Source organism: Mesorhizobium sp. M2A.F.Ca.ET.067.02.1.1 (genome assembly GCF_004023285.1).
In the GTDB taxonomy this organism is placed as follows: Bacteria; Pseudomonadota; Alphaproteobacteria; order Rhizobiales; family Rhizobiaceae; genus Mesorhizobium.
The window spans coordinates 1-17,674 of the sequence record NZ_RZSB01000045.1; the positions used below are offsets into that span (position 1 = coordinate 1).

Genomic DNA, 17,674 nt, shown 5'->3' on the forward strand with positions numbered 1-17,674 from the left:
GTCCTGGAAGACGGTGTTGACGTTGCGACGATAGGGCGGAACGCCTTCGGCGCGCTCGCCGAAGATGGAGATCGAGCCAGCCGTCGGCTGCTCGAAACCGGCGATCAGCCGTAGACACGTCGTCTTGCCGGAACCGGACGGCCCGAGCATGGCGAAAAACTCGCCCGGCGCGATCTCCAGATCGACCGCATCGACCGCGCGCACGCTGCCGAAATGGCGTGAGACTTGTTTGAAGGAAACGGCAGAGGTCATGGGCCCCGTCAGTTCAGTTCCGGTTGAACGAAGGCGAGTTCGCGCGGCGCTCTACCTCCCCCTTCGATGGGGGAGGTCGCAGCGAAGCCGCGGGTGGGGGTGACAGCGCGAACCATCAGACAGCCCCACCCTGACGCTCAAGCGTCGACCCTCCCCACAAGGGGAGGGTAAAGAGCGTTACCGTCCGCCGATGACGCCGATATAGTCCGACACCCAGCGGTAATAGGGCACGCACTGGTCGTTCTGGCTGGCGCATTTCGAAACCGGCGTCTTCCAGAACTTGATCTTGTCGAAATTGTCGTAGCCGTTGGTCTTGCAGCCTTCGTCGGTCAAAAGCTCATTGCCCTTGCAGGCGGCGGGCACGACCGGCAGCGAGCCGAACCAGGCCGAGACGTCGCCCTGGACCTTGGGCGACAGGGAATGCTCGAGCCACATATAGGCGCAGTTCGGATGGGCGGCGTCGGCTTCCATCATGGTGGTGTCGGCCCAGCCGGTGACGCCTTCCTCCGGCACGGTCGAGGCGACCGGTTTCTTGGCGGCGACCAGCGTGTTGACCTGATAGGGCCAGGAGCCGGAAGCGACCACGCCTTCGTTCTGGAAGTCGTCGACCTGGATCGCGGCATCGTGCCAATAGCGGCCGACCAGCGTGCGCTGCGTGCGCAACAGGTCGAGCGCCGCCTTGTACTGGTCTTCGTTCAGCTCGTATGGATCCTTGATGCCGAGCTCAGGCTTGTGGAACTTCAGATAGTTGGCGGCGTCCGCGATGTGGATCGGGCCGTCATAGGCCTGGACGCGGCCCTTGTTCGACTTGCCGTCGGGCAGCTTCATTTCCTCGAAGACGACGTTCCAGCTCTTGGGCGCTTCCTTGAAGACATCGGTGTTGTACATCAGGATGTTCGGGCCCCACTGGTAGGGAACGCCGTAATGCACCTTGTCGACGGTGAACCAGGGCGCGTCCTTCAGGCGGTCGTCGACAGTCTTCCAGCTCCGGATCAGATCGGTGTTGATCGGCTGCACGCGCTTGCCGGCGACGAGGCGCAGCGAGGCATCGCCCGAAGCGGTGACGAGATCGAAGCCGCCCTCGTTCATCAGCGAGACCATCTCGTCGGAGGTGTTGGCGGTCTTGACGTTAACCTTGCAGCCGCTTTCCTTCTCGAAAGCCGTCACCCAGTCATAACCCTTGTCGGTCTCGCCGCGCTCGATATAGCCCGGCCAGGCAACGATGTTGACCTCGCCCTCGCCCTTGCCGAGTTCCTTGACCTGGGCCATGGCCTGACCGGAAAAAGTCAGCGCGACAGTCAGCGCCGTGCACGACTTCAGGAATGCATTCATCATCGATCTCCCATTTTGGCGCATGACTCCGAAACCAGTTCGGCTTTCGGAAAGGACCATGCGCAAACTACAGGGTCGGAGCTTCATGCCCCGACGGCAGCGCTCTCAGGGCGCGGCTTTGTTCCCTGAACGAAAAGTGCTGTGAAAAATCCGGTTTCGCAAATTCATTTATCAGAAAGCCGATATCGGTTTTTCCGATAGTTATTTTGGACGCAATTCCGGACGGAAAACCGCTTCGCACTTTTCCTGGAATTGCTCTGATCAAAGCCTCTGACGCACCATCCGCTGCGACTGCGCGAGGCCGATGAAGTCGCGCGCGGCCTGCGGCAGGCCGGAGCCGCGGCGCCAGACGGTGCCGACCTGGACCACCGGCAGCGAGCCGGAAATATCGCGCGATTCGATGCGGTCGCCTTCCAGAGACCAGGGCCGGTAGACGAGGTCGGGCAACAGCGCCACGCCGGCGCCGGTGGCGACCAGGCTGCGCACCGCTTCCACCGAACGCGTGCGGAAGGCGACATGGGGTCTCGCGCCGATCGCCGACAGCAGCTTGCCGGTGTTCTCCTCGATCTCGTCGACGGTAAGCATGATCAGCGGCTCAGACGCGATGTCGCCGATCGAGATGATGTCGGCGCTGGCGAGCCTGTGGCTGAGCGGGATCCACAGCCGGTAGGCCGAGACTTCCAGGATTTCCGACTGCAGCGCCGTGCGGTCGCGCAGGTTGGACGTGACCATGACGGCAATGTCGAGCTTGCCGCCGACCAGAAGATGCTCGAGATAATCGCCATTGTCCTCGATGGCGGAGACCTCGACGCCGGGATAGGCGCGGCGGTAGCGGGCGAGCAGATCGGAGAGCACATAGCCGGCGACCAGCGAGGTGACGCCGAGCTGCAGGCGGCCGCCGGCGACAGCCTGTTCGCTGGAGAAGGAACGGCGCGCATCCGAGACATCGGCCAGGATCTTGGTCGCGTGGCGCAGGAACTGGTGGCCCTTGTGCGTGATGTTCAAGCCGCGCGGATGGCGCTCGAAGAGCTCGACGCCGAGATCGCTCTCCAGCTCCTTGATTGCCTCGGTGACCGAGGATTGCGAGATCGACAGGTTCTGCGCGGCGCCCGAGACGGTGCCCTGCTCGGCGACGGCGACGAAGAACTGGAGCTGGCGGATGGTGAAGGCCATGGCCGGACTAAACACCGGCGCGCGCGGGAAAGAAAGCGGGCTTTGTCCGCGGTGGTCAGGCCGCCGCAATGGTCAGGCGCGCGCCGGCCCGGCTCAGCGCGGCGGCTATGTCGGGCGGCGGCGGCTGGTCGGTGGCGAGTTCGGAAAAGCCGTCGAAGCCGCAGACCCTGACCAGCCCCTGGCGGCCGAATTTGGTATGGTCGGTGACGACCAGCGAGCGCTGGCCGCGCGACAGCACCATGCGGGCGAACTCCGCTTCCTCCAGCTCGTAGTCGGTCAGGCCGGCGTCGGCGTCGACCGCGCCGATCGAGATCACCGCATGATCGACCGAGAAGCGGCTGACGAACTCGATCGCCGAAATGCCGAAAGCAGCGCCCGAGTCGCTGCGCAGCTCGCCGCCGGCCATATAGACCTTGTTGCCGTTCACCGTCGCCAGCGTGCGGGCGATGTCGGAGGAATTGGTGACCACTGTCAGCCGGCGGTGGCCAAGCAGCTCGCGCGCGAGGAAGGATGTGGTCGTGCCGGTGTCGAGCATGATCGCCTCGCCATCGCGGATGGTGGCCGCGACCATCCTGGCGATCAGGCGCTTGGCTTCGGCATTCTCGCGCATGCGCCGCTCGAACGGCGCCTCGCCCACCATCGAGGCAAGGCCGACGGCGCCGTGCATCTTCAGCACCGACCCGTCATCGGCGAGCGGCTTGACGTCGCGCCGCACCGTTTCCTGCGAGACGCCGAGTCGTTCGGCAAGGCTGGCTATACTGATCGTGCCCTCCTCGCCGAGGAGCCGCAGGATTTCGCCATGCCGTTTCGAGTGGATCATATGGAATGCCCGGGATCTTGACCGAATTTAAGGCTTTGACAACGCTTTGAAAGGAGTCGCTTATATTTTCGGGCAAAACACCCAAAAAAAGTCGCAGCTTTTGATTGACAGCTCTGCCACCTGGGCATGAAAGTGGTTACAAGTCACAAGGGCTCGGAACTGCTAAGGGAGGGTGATGGCAGAGCCGCAACCTAGTGACCAGATCGTCTGGAACCAGCCAGATTTGCGCTTTTATCGAATCCGCGGGGGCGGATGCCGGGATCCTGAACCTGGCCAAGGGGCTCGTCGGTGCGGTGCGGGATACCGATCCTGGCGTCTCGCACCGACGAGGCTTTTCTATTTTGTCCCATCGTCGTTTTCCGTGGGACCGGTTGAGGCCGGAGCGAAGCCGTGAGCGCCGAAGACCGCATCCGCGCCCTGCCGTGCTGGAACGGCAGCATCGAGATCGAGCCATTGCCGGGCGGCCTCAGCAACGCCAATTTTGTCGTCACGGATGCCGCGGGGCGGCATGTCGTGCGCTTCGGCCAGGATTTTCCCTTCCACCACGTCTTTCGCGAGCGCGAGGTGATGACGGCGCGGGCCGCGCATGCTGCTGGATTCGCGCCGGCCGTGCATTATGCCGAGCCCGGCATCCTGGTGACGGCGTTTCTCGGGGCAAAGACCTTTCTCGCCGAGGATGTGCGGGCCAATCTTGGCCGCGTGGCGGCGCTGCTGCGCGGCTTCCATCGCGAGATGCCGAGCCATGTCTCCGGCGCCGGCTTCATGTTCTGGGTGTTCCACGTCATCCGCGACTATGCGCGCACGCTTGACGAAGGCGGCAGCCGCAAGACGGATCAGTTGCCGCGCTATCTAGCGCTGGCCGACGAGCTCGAGCGGGCGCAAAAACTGCTGCCGATCGTCTTCGGCCACAACGATCTTTTGCCGGCCAATATCCTGGACGACGGCAAGCGGCTGTGGCTGATCGATTTCGAATATGCCGGCTTCAACACGGCGATGTTCGATCTTGCGGGCGCCGCCTCCAATGCCGGCCTGAGCGACGATGAATCCTTCGCCTTCCTGACCGCCTACTTCATGAAGGAGCCGGACAGCGAGATCCGCCGCTCGCACGCCGCCATGCAATGCGCCTCGCTGCTGCGCGAGGCGATGTGGAGCATGGTCTCCGAGCTTTATCTCGACGCGCCCGGCATCGACTATGTCGCCTATACCGAGGAAAACCTCGTCCGGCTCGACGCCGCGCTGGAGAACTACCGGACGAAATACGGGACCAAGCCATGACCTTGCCCAGCCATGCCGAAATCGTCGTCATCGGCGGCGGCATCATCGGCTGTTCCACCGCCTATCATCTGGCGCGCGACCACAAGGCGGACGTGGTGCTGCTTGAGCAGGGCAAGCTGACCTCGGGCTCGACCTGGCACGCCGCCGGCCTGGTCGGGCAGTTGCGCTCTTCGGCCTCGATCACGCGCGTGCTCAAATATTCGGTCGAGCTCTACAAGGGCCTCGAGGCCGAGACCGGCCTGGCGACCGGCTGGAAGATGACCGGCTGCCTGAGGCTCGCGACCAATGCCGACCGCTGGACCGAGTTCAAGCGGCTGGCAACGACGGCCAAAAGCTTCGGCATGGACATGCAGCTTCTGTCGGCGGCGGAAGTGAAGCGCATGTGGCCGCTGATGGAGACGGGCGACCTGGTCGGCGCCTCGTGGCTGCCAACCGACGGGCAGGCAAGCCCCTCCGACATCGCCCAGTCGCTCGCCAAGGGCGCACGAATGCATGGCGCGAAACTGTTCGAAGACGTGCGCGTCACCGGCTTTACGATGAAGGACGGCCGCATCACGGCGGTGCAGACTCCCAAGGGCGACATCGCCTGCGACAAGGTGGTGAACTGCGCCGGGCAGTGGGCAAGGCAGGTCGGCGCGATGGCCGGCATCAACGTGCCGCTGCAGCCGGTCAAGCATCAGTATATCATCACCGAGAGGATCGAAGGGCTGGCGAACGACGCGCCGACGATCCGCGACCCCGACCGCCGCACCTATTTCAAGGAGGAGGTCGGCGGACTGGTGATGGGCGGCTATGAGCCCAACCCGCAGGCCTGGGCAACCGGGCTTCCCGGCGGCGACGTGCCCAACGACTGGGAGTTCCGCCTGTTCGACGACGATTACGATCATTTCGAACAGCATATGAGCCAGGCAATCGAGCGCGTGCCGGCGCTCGCCCATGTCGGCGTCAAACAGATGATCAACGGGCCGGAAAGCTTCACGCCGGACGGCAACTTCATCCTCGGCGTAGCGCCGGAATGCGCCAATATGTTCGTCGGCGCGGGCTTCAACGCCTTCGGCATCGCGTCGGGCGGCGGCGCCGGCTGGGTGCTGGCGCAATGGGTGGTCGACGGCGAGGCGCCGCTCGATTTGTGGGTGGTCGACATCAGACGTTTCTCCAGCCTGCACCGCGACCGCGACTGGGTCCGCGACCGCACGCTGGAGGCCTATGGCAAGCACTACACGATCGGTTTCCCGCACGAAGAGTATCTCTCGGGCCGGCCGCGCATCGTCTCGCCGCTCTATGAGCGGCTGAAGACGCACCGCGCCGTGTTCGGCTCCAAGCTTGGCTGGGAGCGGCCGAACTGGTTCGCGCCCGATGGCGCGGCCGCCGAGGACGTCTATTCGATGGGCCGCCAGAACTGGTTCGGCCCGGTCGGCGACGAGCACCGGCATGTGCGCGAGAAGGTCGGCCTTTTCGACCAATCCTCCTTTGCCAAATACGAGCTGGCCGGAAGCGACGCGCTGAAGGCGCTCGACTGGATCTGCGCCAACGACGTCAACAAGCCGGTCGGACGGCTGACCTACACGCAGCTTCTCAACACGCGCGGCGGCATCGAGGCCGACCTCACCGTGTCGCGGCTCGGCGAGGAGCGGTTCTACATCGTCACCGGCACCGGCTTCCGCACGCATGACCTGTCCTGGATAAGCGACCATATCGGCTCCGGCCTCGACGCCAGGCTGGCCGACGTCACGGAGGAGTACGGCACGCTGTCGCTGATGGGGCCGAGTGCCCGAGACATGCTGCAGGCGGTGACGGAGGCCGACGTTTCGAACGCCGCCTTCCCCTTCGGCCATGCCCGCGAGATCGCAATTGCTGGCCATAGCGTGAAGGCGCTGCGCGTCACCTATGTCGGCGAGCTCGGCTGGGAGCTGCATGTGCCGATCGCCGCCACCGGCGAGGTTTTCGATGTACTGATGACGGCGGGCAAGGCACACGGCGTTCGGCCGGTCGGCTACCGGGCGCTGGAGTCGCTCAGGCTGGAAAAGGGCTACCGAGCCTGGGGGTCCGATATCACGCCGAACGACACGCCGCTGGAGGCGGGGCTTGGCTGGGCGGGGAAGCTTCGCAAGAACACCGACTTCGTCGGACGCAAAGCACTGGAGAAAACGACCGGCAAGCCGCCGACGAAGCGCTTTGCCGGCTTCACGGTGGATGACCCGGAGGTCGTGCTGGTCGGGCGCGAGACGATCCTGCGCAATGGCGAAGCTATCGGCTACCTCACCAGCGGCGGCTACGGCTACACGGTCGAGAAGAACATCGGCTACGGCTATGTGCGCAATGCCGACGGCGTCGGCGACGAGTTCCTCGCCTCCGGCGACTACGAGCTGGTGGTGGCGATGGAACGCACGCCGGCAAAGATCCATCTCGAGGCGATGTACGACCCGGCCGGGAAGAGGGTAAAGGCTTGACCGCCGGGCCGGTCAGTTGACGCGCAGCACCAAGCCCCGGCTCGGCACGGTATCGGTTTCGCCAGGCATCGAGGCGTAGGGCCGCGTCTCTTCGAGGCGGCTTAGGGTGCCGCGCGCTTCCAGCCCAGCGATGCGCTCCTCAAAGCCGGCATCCCACAGCGTGTTCTTGACGGTCAGCACGATGACGCCACCTGGACGGCAGATGCGGATCAGCTCGTCCAGGCCTTCGACGCCGACATGGCCCGAGGTAAAGACGCCCGCCGAAATGATGCCGGCATAGGCGCCGTCGGCGAAAGGCAGCGTGTCGCCCATCGCCAGCCGATGCAGCGCCGTGTAGACGCCCTTGGCGCCGGCCTTGTCCAGCATGCCTTGCGAGATGTCGAGCGCCTCGACGCGCGGATAGCCGGTGATGGCCAGCCATTCGCCGATCAGCCCGGTGCCGGCGCCGGCATCGAGCAAGGGTTCGGCGCCGCGCGGCAGGTGGCGGGCAAGCAGCGCCAGGCAGATCGTGGGATGGCGATAGCCGGCGGCCGACATGTCGGCATCGTAGGTCTCGGACCAGTGGTCATAGATCGCGGCCACGTCCTCCGGCCGCTTCGCCGCGTAGGCCGCGCTTAGCGAGCCGCTGTGCTTGCCGTCCGTCATCGTCGCCCCTCGAAGCCGATTCATGTGCAAAGGATCATAGCCAAGCCGCCAAAACTGTGGAACCGTCCGAGCGACAACAATGGCGTGAAGGGGACACGACATGATCGACGAGCTGCGCGCTGCGCTGGCGGCCATTCCGGTGCTGGCGAGCTATGATGGGCCGCTGGAGCGCTTGGGCGGTCTAACCAACAGGGTCTACAGGGCGGGTGACGTGTGCCTGCGCATCCCCGGCAAGGGCACCGAGGAGTACATCAACCGCGCCAACGAGGCGGTGGCGGCGCGTGAGGCGGCCAGCGCCGGCGTCAGCCCGCTGGTGCTTTATGCCGATCCGGCGTCCGGTGTGATGGCGACGCGCTTCATCGCCGGCGCCGAGACGATGTCGCCCGAAAAATTCAAGGCGCGGCCGGGCAGCCCGGCGCGGGCTGGCGAGGCCTTCCGAAAGCTCCACTCTTCGGGTGCCGTGTTTCCCTTCCGCTTCGAGCTGTTCGCGATGATCGACGACTATCTCAAGGTCCTGTCGACCAAGGACGTGGCGCTGCCGGCCGGCTATCACGACGTGGTGCGCGAGGCAGGCGCGGTGCGCGCGGCGCTTGCCGCGCAGGCCATCCCGCTTGCCGCCTGCCATTGCGACCCGCTGTGCGAGAACTTCCTCGATACGGGGGAGCGGATGTGGATCGTCGACTGGGAATATTCCGGCATGAACGATCCGCTCTGGGACCTCGGCGATCTCTCGGTCGAGGGCAGGTTCGATGCCGCCCAGGACGAGGACCTGATGCGCGCTTATTTCGCCGGCGAGGCGCGGCCGGCCGAGCGGGGCCGCGTCGTCATCTACAAGGCGATGTGCGACCTTTTGTGGACGCTGTGGGGCCTGATCCAGCTCGCCAACGACAATCCGGCCGACGATTTCCGCGCCTATGCCGACGGCCGTTTCGCCCGCTGCAAGGCGCTGATGGAGACGGCGGAGTTTTCGCGACACCTCGCCGCCGTGCGCCTGGGCTAGAGCCATCCCAGCGGGTTACCTGAAAACCCTCTGTATCTCGTTCAACGACCCTGTTTCATCGGACTTTTTGCAATACCAGATGAGCAGCGCGATGGTGCCGATGGGGAAGAATCCCGCAAGCAGCTGATGCCAGCCGCTTCTGTTGATGTCATGCAGCCGGCGCGCGGTCATGGCAAGTGTCGGCAGAAGAACGGCAAGATTCCAAAGCGACGAGACGACTTCGTTTCCCACAAAGATATCGACTATCCCCATAAGAACGGCAACGACGATTATGAAGAGGTAAGAATACCAGAACTCCGAGCGGCTGGCCCTGCCGGAAAAGTTCACATAATTTCGGAAAAAGCTTGCAACCGCTTCACCAAAGTTCATCGACAGCGGCGTGTCACCGAAGCGATTGACGCCGGCTGGCGGCGCCCTCAGGACAAACAACAATGGCAAGCCGATAATGATCAGAATTATGAGCCAATGCCATATCGAGAAACTGCCCATTACTTTCCCCCCAATACTCCAATCTTCGGAGCTATGATTATCCTGCCCGTCCGGCCGGAATCAATTGGAGATTGCACCCGATAGGCGGTTTTCACCGCAAAACTTTCCGGCCGCAAGGGCAGGGCGAGGTGGCCCGAGTCTAATTCACGCCCTTCGGCACGTTTTGGGGCGGCACCGCGGTTTCCACCACCTTCTGGCGATGGAAGATGAAGATGCCGGCGAGCACGACGATCGCCGAGCCGGCCAGGATGCGCGGGCTCGGCACATCGCCGAATAAAACCAGGCCAAAGACAATCGCCCACAGAAGCAGGCTGTAATGCAGCGGCGCCAGCGTCGAGGCCGGCGCCAGCTTCAGCGCCCTTGTGATCATCAGATGGGCCGCGCAGGACACGACGCCAAGCAAGAGCATGGCGCCGAAGTCGAGCGCCGAGGGCGTATTCCATGCGCCGATGGTCAGCGCGCCGCCGACGATCAGCGTGCCGATGGTCTGCCAGGTGACCAAGGTCGTGTCGCTGGTGCCGCGGAGGAGCCGGCCGAGGATGATGGCGAAGCCGAAGGCCACGCTGCCAATCAGCGCATAGCTCGACGACAGCGAGAAAGCCGCCGAGGACGGCTTCAGGATGATCAGCACGCCGCAGAAGCCGACGAGGATCGCCAGCCAGCGGCGCCAGCCGACCTTCTCGCCGAGCAAGAGGTGCGAAAGCGCGGCGACATAGATAGGCCCGGCCATGTAGAAGCTCATGACGTCGGCGAGCGGCAGGTGGACGACGGCGGCGTAGAAAAGCCCGGTGTCGAGCGTCGTCGCCACGACGCGCAAGAGCTGCAGCACCGGCCTTTCCATCTGGAACAGCTTGCCCGCGCCCTGGTTGGCGATCATCGGCCCCAGCACGATGAAGGCGCCGATCGAGCGGATCAGCACAACCTGGCCGACGGAGAAGCTGGCGACCAGCCATTTGCCCATCGCATCGTTCAGCGCGAACATGAAGTCCCCTGCCAGCATCAAAAGGATGCCGGCGAGCAACATGTTCCGGATCGTGAAATTGCGAGCGATGGTCTGAGCCATGGCGCTCCCTAGCCGCAGGCCGCCGGTTTGACGAGCGAAATTCGGCCAGCCGGTAAGACCAGCGGCGGAAATCGGCTGGTTCTAGCCGGCCCTGTGCCGCCGGTTCACCTGCGCCGGACGTCCGGAAATCGACAGCTGCGTCTCCTGCCTGGTCCGCTCGGCGACAACCTTGCCCTTGGCGATGACGCAGAGACGTTCGGGGCGCAGGCGAATGGCCTCGATCGCGTTGCCGGCGTCGAGCACGACAAGGCTGGCGCGCTTGCCGACGCCGAGGCCAAGATGATCGAGCCCCATGATGGCGGCGTTGACATTGGTGACCATGTCGAAGCAGCGCGCCATATCGGCCGGGCTCGACATCTGCGCGACATGCAGACCCATGAAGGCGACGTCGAGCATGTCGGCGGTGCCAAGCGAATACCAGGGGTCGAGCACGCAATCCTGCCCCCAGCCGACGCGGATGCCGAGCGCCAGCATCTCCTTCACCCTGGTCAGGCCGCGCCGCTTCGGAAAAGTATCATGGCGCCCCTGCAGCATGATGTTGATCAGCGGGTTCGGAATGGCAGAGACACCGGCTTCGGCGATCAGCGGCAGGAGCTTCGAGACATAGTAATTGTCCATCGAATGCATGGAGGTGAGATGCGAGCCGGCCACCCTGCCCTGCAGGCCGAGACGCTGCGTTTCATAAGCGAGCTGCTCGATATGGCGCGACAGCGGATCGTCGGTCTCGTCGCAGTGCATGTCGACCATCAGGCCGCGTTTCGCCGCGATCTCGCAAAGCTCGGTGACCGACCGGGTGCCGTCGGCCATGGTGCGCTCGAAATGCGGGATGCCGCCGACGATGTCGACGCCCATGTCGAGCGCCCGGACGGTGTTCTTCAGCGCCGTCGGCGAGCGATAGAGGCCGTCCTGCGGAAACGCCACCAGTTGCAGGTCGATATAGGGCGCGACCGTTTTCTTTACGTCGAGCAGGGCTTCCACCGCGAGCAGCCGGTCGTCGCAGACATCGACATGGCTGCGGATGGCGAGCAGGCCCATCGACACCGCCCAGTCGCAATAGGCGAGCGCGCGCTCGCGCACGGCCTCATGCGTCAGAAGCGGCTTCAGCTCGCCCCAAAGCGCGATGCCCTCGAGCAGCGTGCCAGACGCGTTGATGCGCGGAATACCGTAGGAGAGGGTGGCGTCCATGTGGAAATGCGGATCGACGAAGGGCGGCGAAACAAGGTTGCCGCGCGCGTCGATCTCCGTCCGCGAGGAGCCTGGCAGGTTCGGCTCTATGGCCCGGATGGTTTCGCCGGCAATGCCGATATCGGCAACCCTGCCGTCCGGCAGCGTGCCGCCGCGCACGATGAGGTCGAAATCCATCTGTCGTCACCTCTCAAGACCTGGCGATCATCGTGGCCGAAAAGACAACCTCGCGCAGCCTTTTCTTTCCCCGGCAGCCGAAAGGTTCCATCGCGCCACAACTCGCTCTATAAGCCGCCTCGCGCCCTCGTGGCGAATCCGAAATTCTTTGCGAGTCAGACACAGGATCGGCCGTTGTTTCGCTTCTTCCGCTCCACGGAGAACCAGCGCCTTGTCGCGAGGCTCGTGAGGGAATCCTTCCAAGAGCACAAATTCGGCTATGGCGCCGCCATCGTGTCGATGCTGGTGGTGGCCGCCATGACCGGCGCCAGCGCCTGGATCCTGCGTGAGATCACCAATGAATTCGTCGTCTTCAAGAGGCTGGACCGCGTCAATTTGATCGCGGCCGGGGTGGCGGGGATCTTCCTGGTCAAGGGCCTCGCCACCTTCGTCCAGGCCTATTTCATGAGCCGCGTCGGCAACGCCATCATCGCCGACCGGCAGCGCAAGATCTACGATCGCATCCTGGAACAAGGCATCGAATTCTACCATTCGACCTCGTCGGCCGATCTGATCGCCCGCATGACCAACAACGCGCAGGCGGCGCGCAGCGTGCTCGATCTCGTCGTAACGTCCTATGTGCGCGACCTGTTGACGCTGGCCGTGCTGGTCGGCGTCATGATCTGGCAACAGCCGGCGCTGTCGCTGATCTGCTTCGTCGTCGGGCCGGTGGCGATCTACGGCGTCAACCGCATCCTGAAGCGCGTCCGCAACATCGCCGCCATGGAGTTCCGCTCGCTTGGGCAGATCGTTCATGTTATGCAGGAAACGGCGATCGGCGTACGCGTCGTCAAATCCTTCAACCTTGAAGGCGCGATGCGCAAACGCATGTACCAGGCCGTCTCCGACGTCGAGAACCGCGCCAACAACATCGCCACGCTGGAGGCGGCCACCAGCCCGGTGATGGAAACCATTGCCGGCCTGGCAATCGCCGGCGCGGTGTTCATCAGCGGATTCCTGGTACTGCAGGGCGGGCAGATGCCGGGCAACATCATGGCCTTCATCGCATCGCTGCTGCTCGCCTATGAGCCGGCTAAGCGCCTGGCCCGCGTTCGCATCTCGCTCGAGACCGGCATCGTCGGCGTGCGCATGATGTTCCAGCTCGCCGACCGGCCGCTGACGCTCGCGGAAAAGCCTGGCGCGAGGCCGCTGCAACCTGGACCGGGCGAAATCCGCTTCGACGATGTCAGCTTCGCCTATCCGGAAAGCCCGCCGGTGTTCGAGGGCTTCAACCTGACGCTCGCGGCCGGCAAGATGACGGCGCTGGTCGGGCCGTCGGGCAGCGGCAAGTCGACGATCCTGAACCTGATCATGCGCATGTACGACCCGCAGACCGGCAGGGTGATGTTCGACGGCCAGGACATCTCCTTCGCGACGCTCGATTCGCTCCGGAAGAAGATCGCCTATGTCAGCCAGGACACGTTCCTGTTCGCCGGCACGATCATGCACAATATCCGCCTCGGCCGCGAGGACGCGACCGATGAAGAGGTGATCGCCGCAGCCAAGGCCGCCAACGCGCATGACTTCATCAGCGCCATGGCCAAGGGCTACGAGACGGAGGTCGGCGAAAACGGTTCGCTTTTGTCCGGCGGCCAGCGCCAGCGCATCTCGATTGCGCGCGCCATGCTGCGCAATGCCGAGATACTGCTGCTCGACGAGGCGACCAGCGCGCTCGACGCCGAGTCGGAAGCGCTGTTCCGCGACGCGCTGCAGCAGCTGACCGTCGGACGCACGACCATCGTCATCGCGCACCGGCTCTCGACCGTGCATCAAGCCGACACCATCGTGGTGCTGGAAAAGGGCAAGGTGCAGGAGAGCGGCCCGCACAAGACCCTGCTCAAGCAAGGCGGGCTCTATCAGAAGCTTTATGAATATCAGCTGATGCCGTAGCGCCAACTTCACCTTCTCCCCTTGTGGGAGAAGGTGGCCGCGAAGCGGCCGGATGAGGGGTGTTCCAGCTTGGCGGCGCCGTTCATCCAGTCGGAATTCGCCAGCGTCTCACTCCGCTGGAACACCCCTCATCCGTCTCGGCGCTGCGCGCCGATCCACCTTCCCCCACAAGGGGGGAAGGGGAGCCCAGGTTATTCCGGCACTTTCCGCACCGCGCCCTTATCGGCGCTGGTGGCGAAGGTGGCGTAGGCGCGCAGTGCCGTCGTAACCTTGCGCTTGCGCTTTTCGGCTGGCTTCCATGCATCGGCGCCCTTGGCGTTCATTGCCGCGCGGCGCGCTTCGAGCTCGGCATCGCTGATGGCGAGCCGGATTGTGCGGTTGGGGATGTCGATCTCGATCGTGTCGCCTTCCTGAACCAGACCGATCGCGCCGCCCTCGGCGGCTTCCGGCGAGACGTGACCGATCGACAGGCCCGACGTGCCGCCGGAGAAGCGGCCGTCGGTGATCAATGCGCAGGCTTTGCCGAGGCCTTTCGACTTCAGGTAGCTGGTCGGGTAGAGCATCTCCTGCATGCCTGGACCGCCGCGCGGCCCCTCATAGCGGATGACGACGATGTCGCCGGCCTTGATCTCGTTGCCGAGGATCGCCTTGACGGACGCATCCTGGCTTTCGAAGACGCGGGCCGGGCCGGTGAATTTCAGGATCGACTCGTCGACGCCGGCGGTCTTCACGATGCAGCCGTCGAGCGCCAGATTGCCTTTGAGCACGGCAAGGCCGCCATCCTTAGAGAACGGCGTCCTGGCCGAGCGGATCACGCCCTTTTCACGGTCCAGATCGAGCTCGTCCCAGCGGCGGTCCTGGCTGAAGGCCACCTGCGTCGGCACGCCGCCGGGGGCGGCGCGGAAGAAGTCGCGGACATTCTCGGCCGAGCTGCGGGCGATGTCCCAATGGTCGAGCGCTTCGCCAAGCGTTGCCGTGTGCACGGTCGGCAGGTCGCGGTTGATCAGGCCGGCCTGGTCGAGCTGGCCGAGGATGGCCATGATGCCGCCGGCGCGGTGGACGTCCTCCATGTGGACGTCGGACTTGGCCGGCGCGACCTTGCAGAGCACCGGCACCTTGCGCGACAGCCGGTCGATGTCTTCCATGGTGAAGTCGACCTCGCCCTCATGGGCTGCGGCAAGGATGTGCAGCACCGTGTTGGTCGAGCCGCCCATGGCGATGTCGAGCGCCATGGCGTTCTCGAAAGCGCCCTTGGAGGCGATGCTGCGCGGCAAGGCGCTTTCGTCGTCCTGCTCGTAGTAGCGCTGGGCGAGATCGACGGCGAGATGACCAGCCTCGACGAACAGGCGCTTGCGGTCGGCATGGGTGGCAAGCGTAGAACCGTTGCCGGGCAGCGAGAGGCCGAGCGCCTCGGTCAGGCAGTTCATCGAATTGGCGGTGAACATGCCCGAGCACGAGCCGCAGGTCGGGCAGGCCGAGCGCTCGATGACCTTGACATCCTCGTCGGAGATCTTGTCGTCGGCGGCGGCGACCATGGCGTCGACCAGGTCGAGCGCCTGCGCCTTGCCGGCCAACACCACCTTGCCGGCCTCCATCGGGCCGCCGGAGACAAAGACGGTCGGGATGTTGAGCCGAAGCGAGGCCATCAGCATGCCGGGGGTGATCTTGTCGCAATTGGAGATGCAGACCATGGCGTCGGCGCAATGCGCGTTGACCATGTATTCGACGGAATCGGCGATCAGCTCGCGCGACGGCAGCGAATAGAGCATGCCGTCATGGCCCATGGCGATGCCGTCGTCGACGGCGATGGTGTTGAACTCCTTGGCGACGCCGCCTGCCTTCTCTATCTCGCGCGCGACCAGCTGGCCGAGATCCTTCAGGTGCACGTGGCCGGGCACGAACTGAGTGAAGGAATTGACCACCGCGATGATCGGTTTGCCGAAATCACTGTCCTTCATGCCGGTGGCGCGCCACAGGCCGCGGGCGCCGGCCATGTTGCGGCCATGGGTGGTGGTGCGGGAACGATAGGCAGGCATTGCATTGTCCTTGCTGGCTGGCCACGCCGATGCGCGGCGGGCGGCGCTCAAATTTTGGTCGGCAGCGGTTATAGCGACCATGATCCGGCCTTGCCACAATTTTGCGCTGCGCCAGGATTCTTCATGAAAATCTGAATTCGCTGTCGGATCGCGCCCTATCGATCCGTCCTTGAGGCAGACGGTATGAACGGCACAAATCGCCGACCCGCCGTTGACGATGTAAGCAACATAAGTCCGAGGAGCACGACATGCAAAAGATCACCACCTGCCTGTGGTTCGACGGCCAGGCCGAGGAGGCGATGAACCACTACATCTCCATCTTCAAGAACTCGAAGGTGCTGAGCGTTTTGCGCTGGCCCGAGGGTCACCCCGATGAGGGCAAGGTGCTGATGACCACGTTCGAGCTCGACGGCGTGCCGTTCCAGGCGCTCAATGGCGGTCCGTACTTCAAGTTCAACGAAGCGATGTCGCAGTCGATCGACTGCAAGACGCAGGAAGAGGTCGACTATTTCTGGGAGAAGCTCACCGAGGGCGGCGAGCCCGGCCAGTGCAGCTGGCTGAAAGACAAATTCGGCGTCTCCTGGCAGGTCGTGCCGGAGCAGTTGCCGAAACTGCTTCTGGATCCGGACAGAGCGAAGGCCGGCCGCGTGATGTCGGCGATGATGCAGATGGGCAAGATCGATATCGCCAAGATCGAGGAAGCGGCGAAGGGGTGAGCGCGACTTTCCCTTCTCCCCTTGTGAGGGTTTTGCATGGGAGTCGATATTTAGCGCACGAGGCGGATGGGCGTTTTAAAGGCGCTCTGGCCGCTTTGGCGGGTTATTTTGCCTCGCTCTTGGGGCCTCAGGCCGCCTTGGCAGTGGATTTTGGGCGGACTGCGCCTCATGCCGGCTTCCTCTTTGGGAAGAGGACTGCGGCCGCTCTTTGCAGATTGTAGCCGCAGCCGGCAAGCATGCACTGCGTCCGGTTGGTCGCAAGGTTGAAGAAGCGCAGTCGCCGCATGCCGTAGCGCTGTTTGAACACTGCAAACGGCCGCTCCACTGCCGCCCGCACCTTCGAGATCAGCCGGTTGCGCTGCTTCTGACGCGGCGTCAGCGGATGGTGCTTGTTGGCTCTGTGCATCAGCCGGTCCTTGATGCCGGCCTGCTTCAGCCGGGCATGGCGGGCATGGGTGTAGTAGGCTTGGTCGCCATAGGCCGCCTTCTCGTCCCCGATGATCAGGCCGTCGGCCGGCTCGGTATCGGTGACCGATGCATCCGTGAAGTCCATGCGCCGGATCAGCGTATGAGCATCGTCGACGCCGTTGTGCACCTTATAGCCGAACACGGTCTTGTTGCCCTTGCGTCCCCAACGTGCCTCGCCATCAGCCGATGGCCGCGCCGTCGCCTCCGGCTTCGCCGGCGGGCGCGCGGCGGCCTGCATGAAGGAGGCATCAATCAACGTGCCGCGCTTGACGATCAGCCCCTTCTGCTCAAGCTGCCGCGTGATCTCATAAAACACCCGGTCGATCAGCCCATCGCACTTCAGCTCCTCGCGGAAACGCCACAACGTCGAATGGTCCGGCGTGGGGTCCGACAGGCTGAAACCGGCAAAGCGGCGGAACGACAGCCGGTCGCGCAGTTGTGCCTCCAGCGAAGGATCGCTGAGATTGTTCCACACGCCAAGCAGCAGACAGCGCAGCAAGGCCTCAGCCGGATAGCTAATGTTGCCCCGTCCTGGTCCGCTGCGCTGACCAAGAAGCGCCTTGATCGGCACCCAGTCGATCACTCGCGAGATCTGGTCAAGCTCCGTCACATCCGACCACACCAGCCCATCCGCAAGGCTCAGTTGTCCAAGCACGCGATCGAC

The 17,674-nt window shown here is 64.2% G+C and carries 15 protein-coding genes; 5 read left to right on the top strand and 10 right to left on the bottom strand.

Going from position 1 to position 17,674, the window contains the following annotated elements:
- From EOA28_RS06595 to EOA28_RS06610, 4 genes are all read right to left on the bottom strand, one after another.
- Positions 1-252: ATP-binding cassette domain-containing protein (locus EOA28_RS06595; protein WP_128314717.1), on the bottom strand; the 252-nt coding region annotated here is incomplete at its 3' end.
- Between the two features lie 177 nt (positions 253-429).
- Positions 430-1,584, bottom strand: coding sequence for an ABC transporter substrate-binding protein (locus tag EOA28_RS06600; RefSeq protein WP_127253237.1), 1,155 nt, complete (start codon positions 1,582-1,584; stop codon positions 430-432).
- Positions 1,585-1,845: 261 nt separating this feature from the next.
- A complete protein-coding gene (locus EOA28_RS06605; protein ID WP_126079711.1) occupies positions 1,846-2,757 on the bottom strand; it encodes a LysR substrate-binding domain-containing protein in 912 nt (303 codons plus the stop codon).
- Positions 2,758-2,812: 55 nt separating this feature from the next.
- Positions 2,813-3,577 carry a DeoR/GlpR family DNA-binding transcription regulator gene (locus tag EOA28_RS06610; RefSeq protein WP_127253239.1) on the bottom strand — a complete coding sequence of 255 codons (765 nt, stop codon included), beginning with the start codon at positions 3,575-3,577 and terminating at the stop codon, positions 2,813-2,815.
- Positions 3,578-3,967: 390 nt separating this feature from the next.
- Here EOA28_RS06610 and EOA28_RS06615 point away from each other — a divergent pair, with 390 nt between their 5' ends.
- Both EOA28_RS06615 and EOA28_RS06620 read left to right on the top strand, forming a co-directional pair.
- The gene (locus EOA28_RS06615; RefSeq protein WP_126079713.1) at positions 3,968-4,852 is read left to right on the top strand and encodes a phosphotransferase family protein; all 885 of its coding nucleotides are present in this window, start codon (positions 3,968-3,970) and stop codon (positions 4,850-4,852) included.
- Positions 4,849-7,302, top strand: coding sequence for an FAD-dependent oxidoreductase (locus tag EOA28_RS06620; protein ID WP_128314718.1), 2,454 nt, complete (start codon positions 4,849-4,851; stop codon positions 7,300-7,302). Before EOA28_RS06615 ends, EOA28_RS06620 begins: the two co-directional genes overlap by 4 nt.
- Before the next feature lie 12 nt (positions 7,303-7,314).
- On the opposite strand, the gene EOA28_RS06625 is transcribed toward EOA28_RS06620, so the two are convergent.
- Entirely contained in the window at positions 7,315-7,947 is a 633-nt protein-coding gene (locus EOA28_RS06625; protein WP_127253243.1) for a class I SAM-dependent methyltransferase, read from the bottom strand.
- 100 nt (positions 7,948-8,047) lie between these two features.
- Here EOA28_RS06625 and EOA28_RS06630 point away from each other — a divergent pair, with 100 nt between their 5' ends.
- Positions 8,048-8,947, top strand: a complete 900-nt coding sequence (locus tag EOA28_RS06630; RefSeq protein ID WP_127253245.1) for a phosphotransferase family protein — start codon at positions 8,048-8,050, stop codon at positions 8,945-8,947.
- Positions 8,948-8,962: 15 nt separating this feature from the next.
- On the opposite strand, the gene EOA28_RS06635 is transcribed toward EOA28_RS06630, so the two are convergent.
- From EOA28_RS06635 to EOA28_RS06645, 3 genes are all read right to left on the bottom strand, one after another.
- On the bottom strand, positions 8,963-9,436 hold the full coding sequence (locus EOA28_RS06635; RefSeq protein WP_127253247.1) for a DUF805 domain-containing protein: 474 nt from the start codon (positions 9,434-9,436) through the stop codon (positions 8,963-8,965).
- 139 nt (positions 9,437-9,575) lie between these two features.
- Entirely contained in the window at positions 9,576-10,499 is a 924-nt protein-coding gene (locus EOA28_RS06640; protein WP_127386011.1) for a DMT family transporter, read from the bottom strand.
- A gap of 81 nt (positions 10,500-10,580) precedes the next feature.
- The gene (locus tag EOA28_RS06645; protein ID WP_127253569.1) at positions 10,581-11,861 is read right to left on the bottom strand and encodes an amidohydrolase family protein; all 1,281 of its coding nucleotides are present in this window, start codon (positions 11,859-11,861) and stop codon (positions 10,581-10,583) included.
- Between the two features lie 174 nt (positions 11,862-12,035).
- Between EOA28_RS06645 and EOA28_RS06650 the strand changes: the two genes are divergently transcribed.
- Positions 12,036-13,790, top strand: coding sequence for an ABC transporter ATP-binding protein (locus EOA28_RS06650; RefSeq protein WP_127253570.1), 1,755 nt, complete (start codon positions 12,036-12,038; stop codon positions 13,788-13,790).
- A gap of 191 nt (positions 13,791-13,981) precedes the next feature.
- Here EOA28_RS06650 and ilvD read toward each other — a convergent pair whose 3' ends face one another.
- Positions 13,982-15,826, bottom strand: coding sequence for a dihydroxy-acid dehydratase (gene ilvD / locus EOA28_RS06655; protein WP_127253571.1), 1,845 nt, complete (start codon positions 15,824-15,826; stop codon positions 13,982-13,984).
- 248 nt (positions 15,827-16,074) lie between these two features.
- Between ilvD and EOA28_RS06660 the strand changes: the two genes are divergently transcribed.
- Complete coding sequence (locus EOA28_RS06660; protein ID WP_127253572.1) at positions 16,075-16,542, top strand: VOC family protein; 468 nt, start codon at positions 16,075-16,077, stop codon at positions 16,540-16,542.
- A 166-nt stretch (positions 16,543-16,708) separates the two neighbouring features.
- Here the strand turns inward: EOA28_RS06660 and EOA28_RS06665 are convergent.
- The coding region (locus EOA28_RS06665) for an IS5 family transposase (RefSeq protein ID WP_210214924.1) at positions 16,709-17,674 on the bottom strand (966 nt) is incomplete at its 5' end.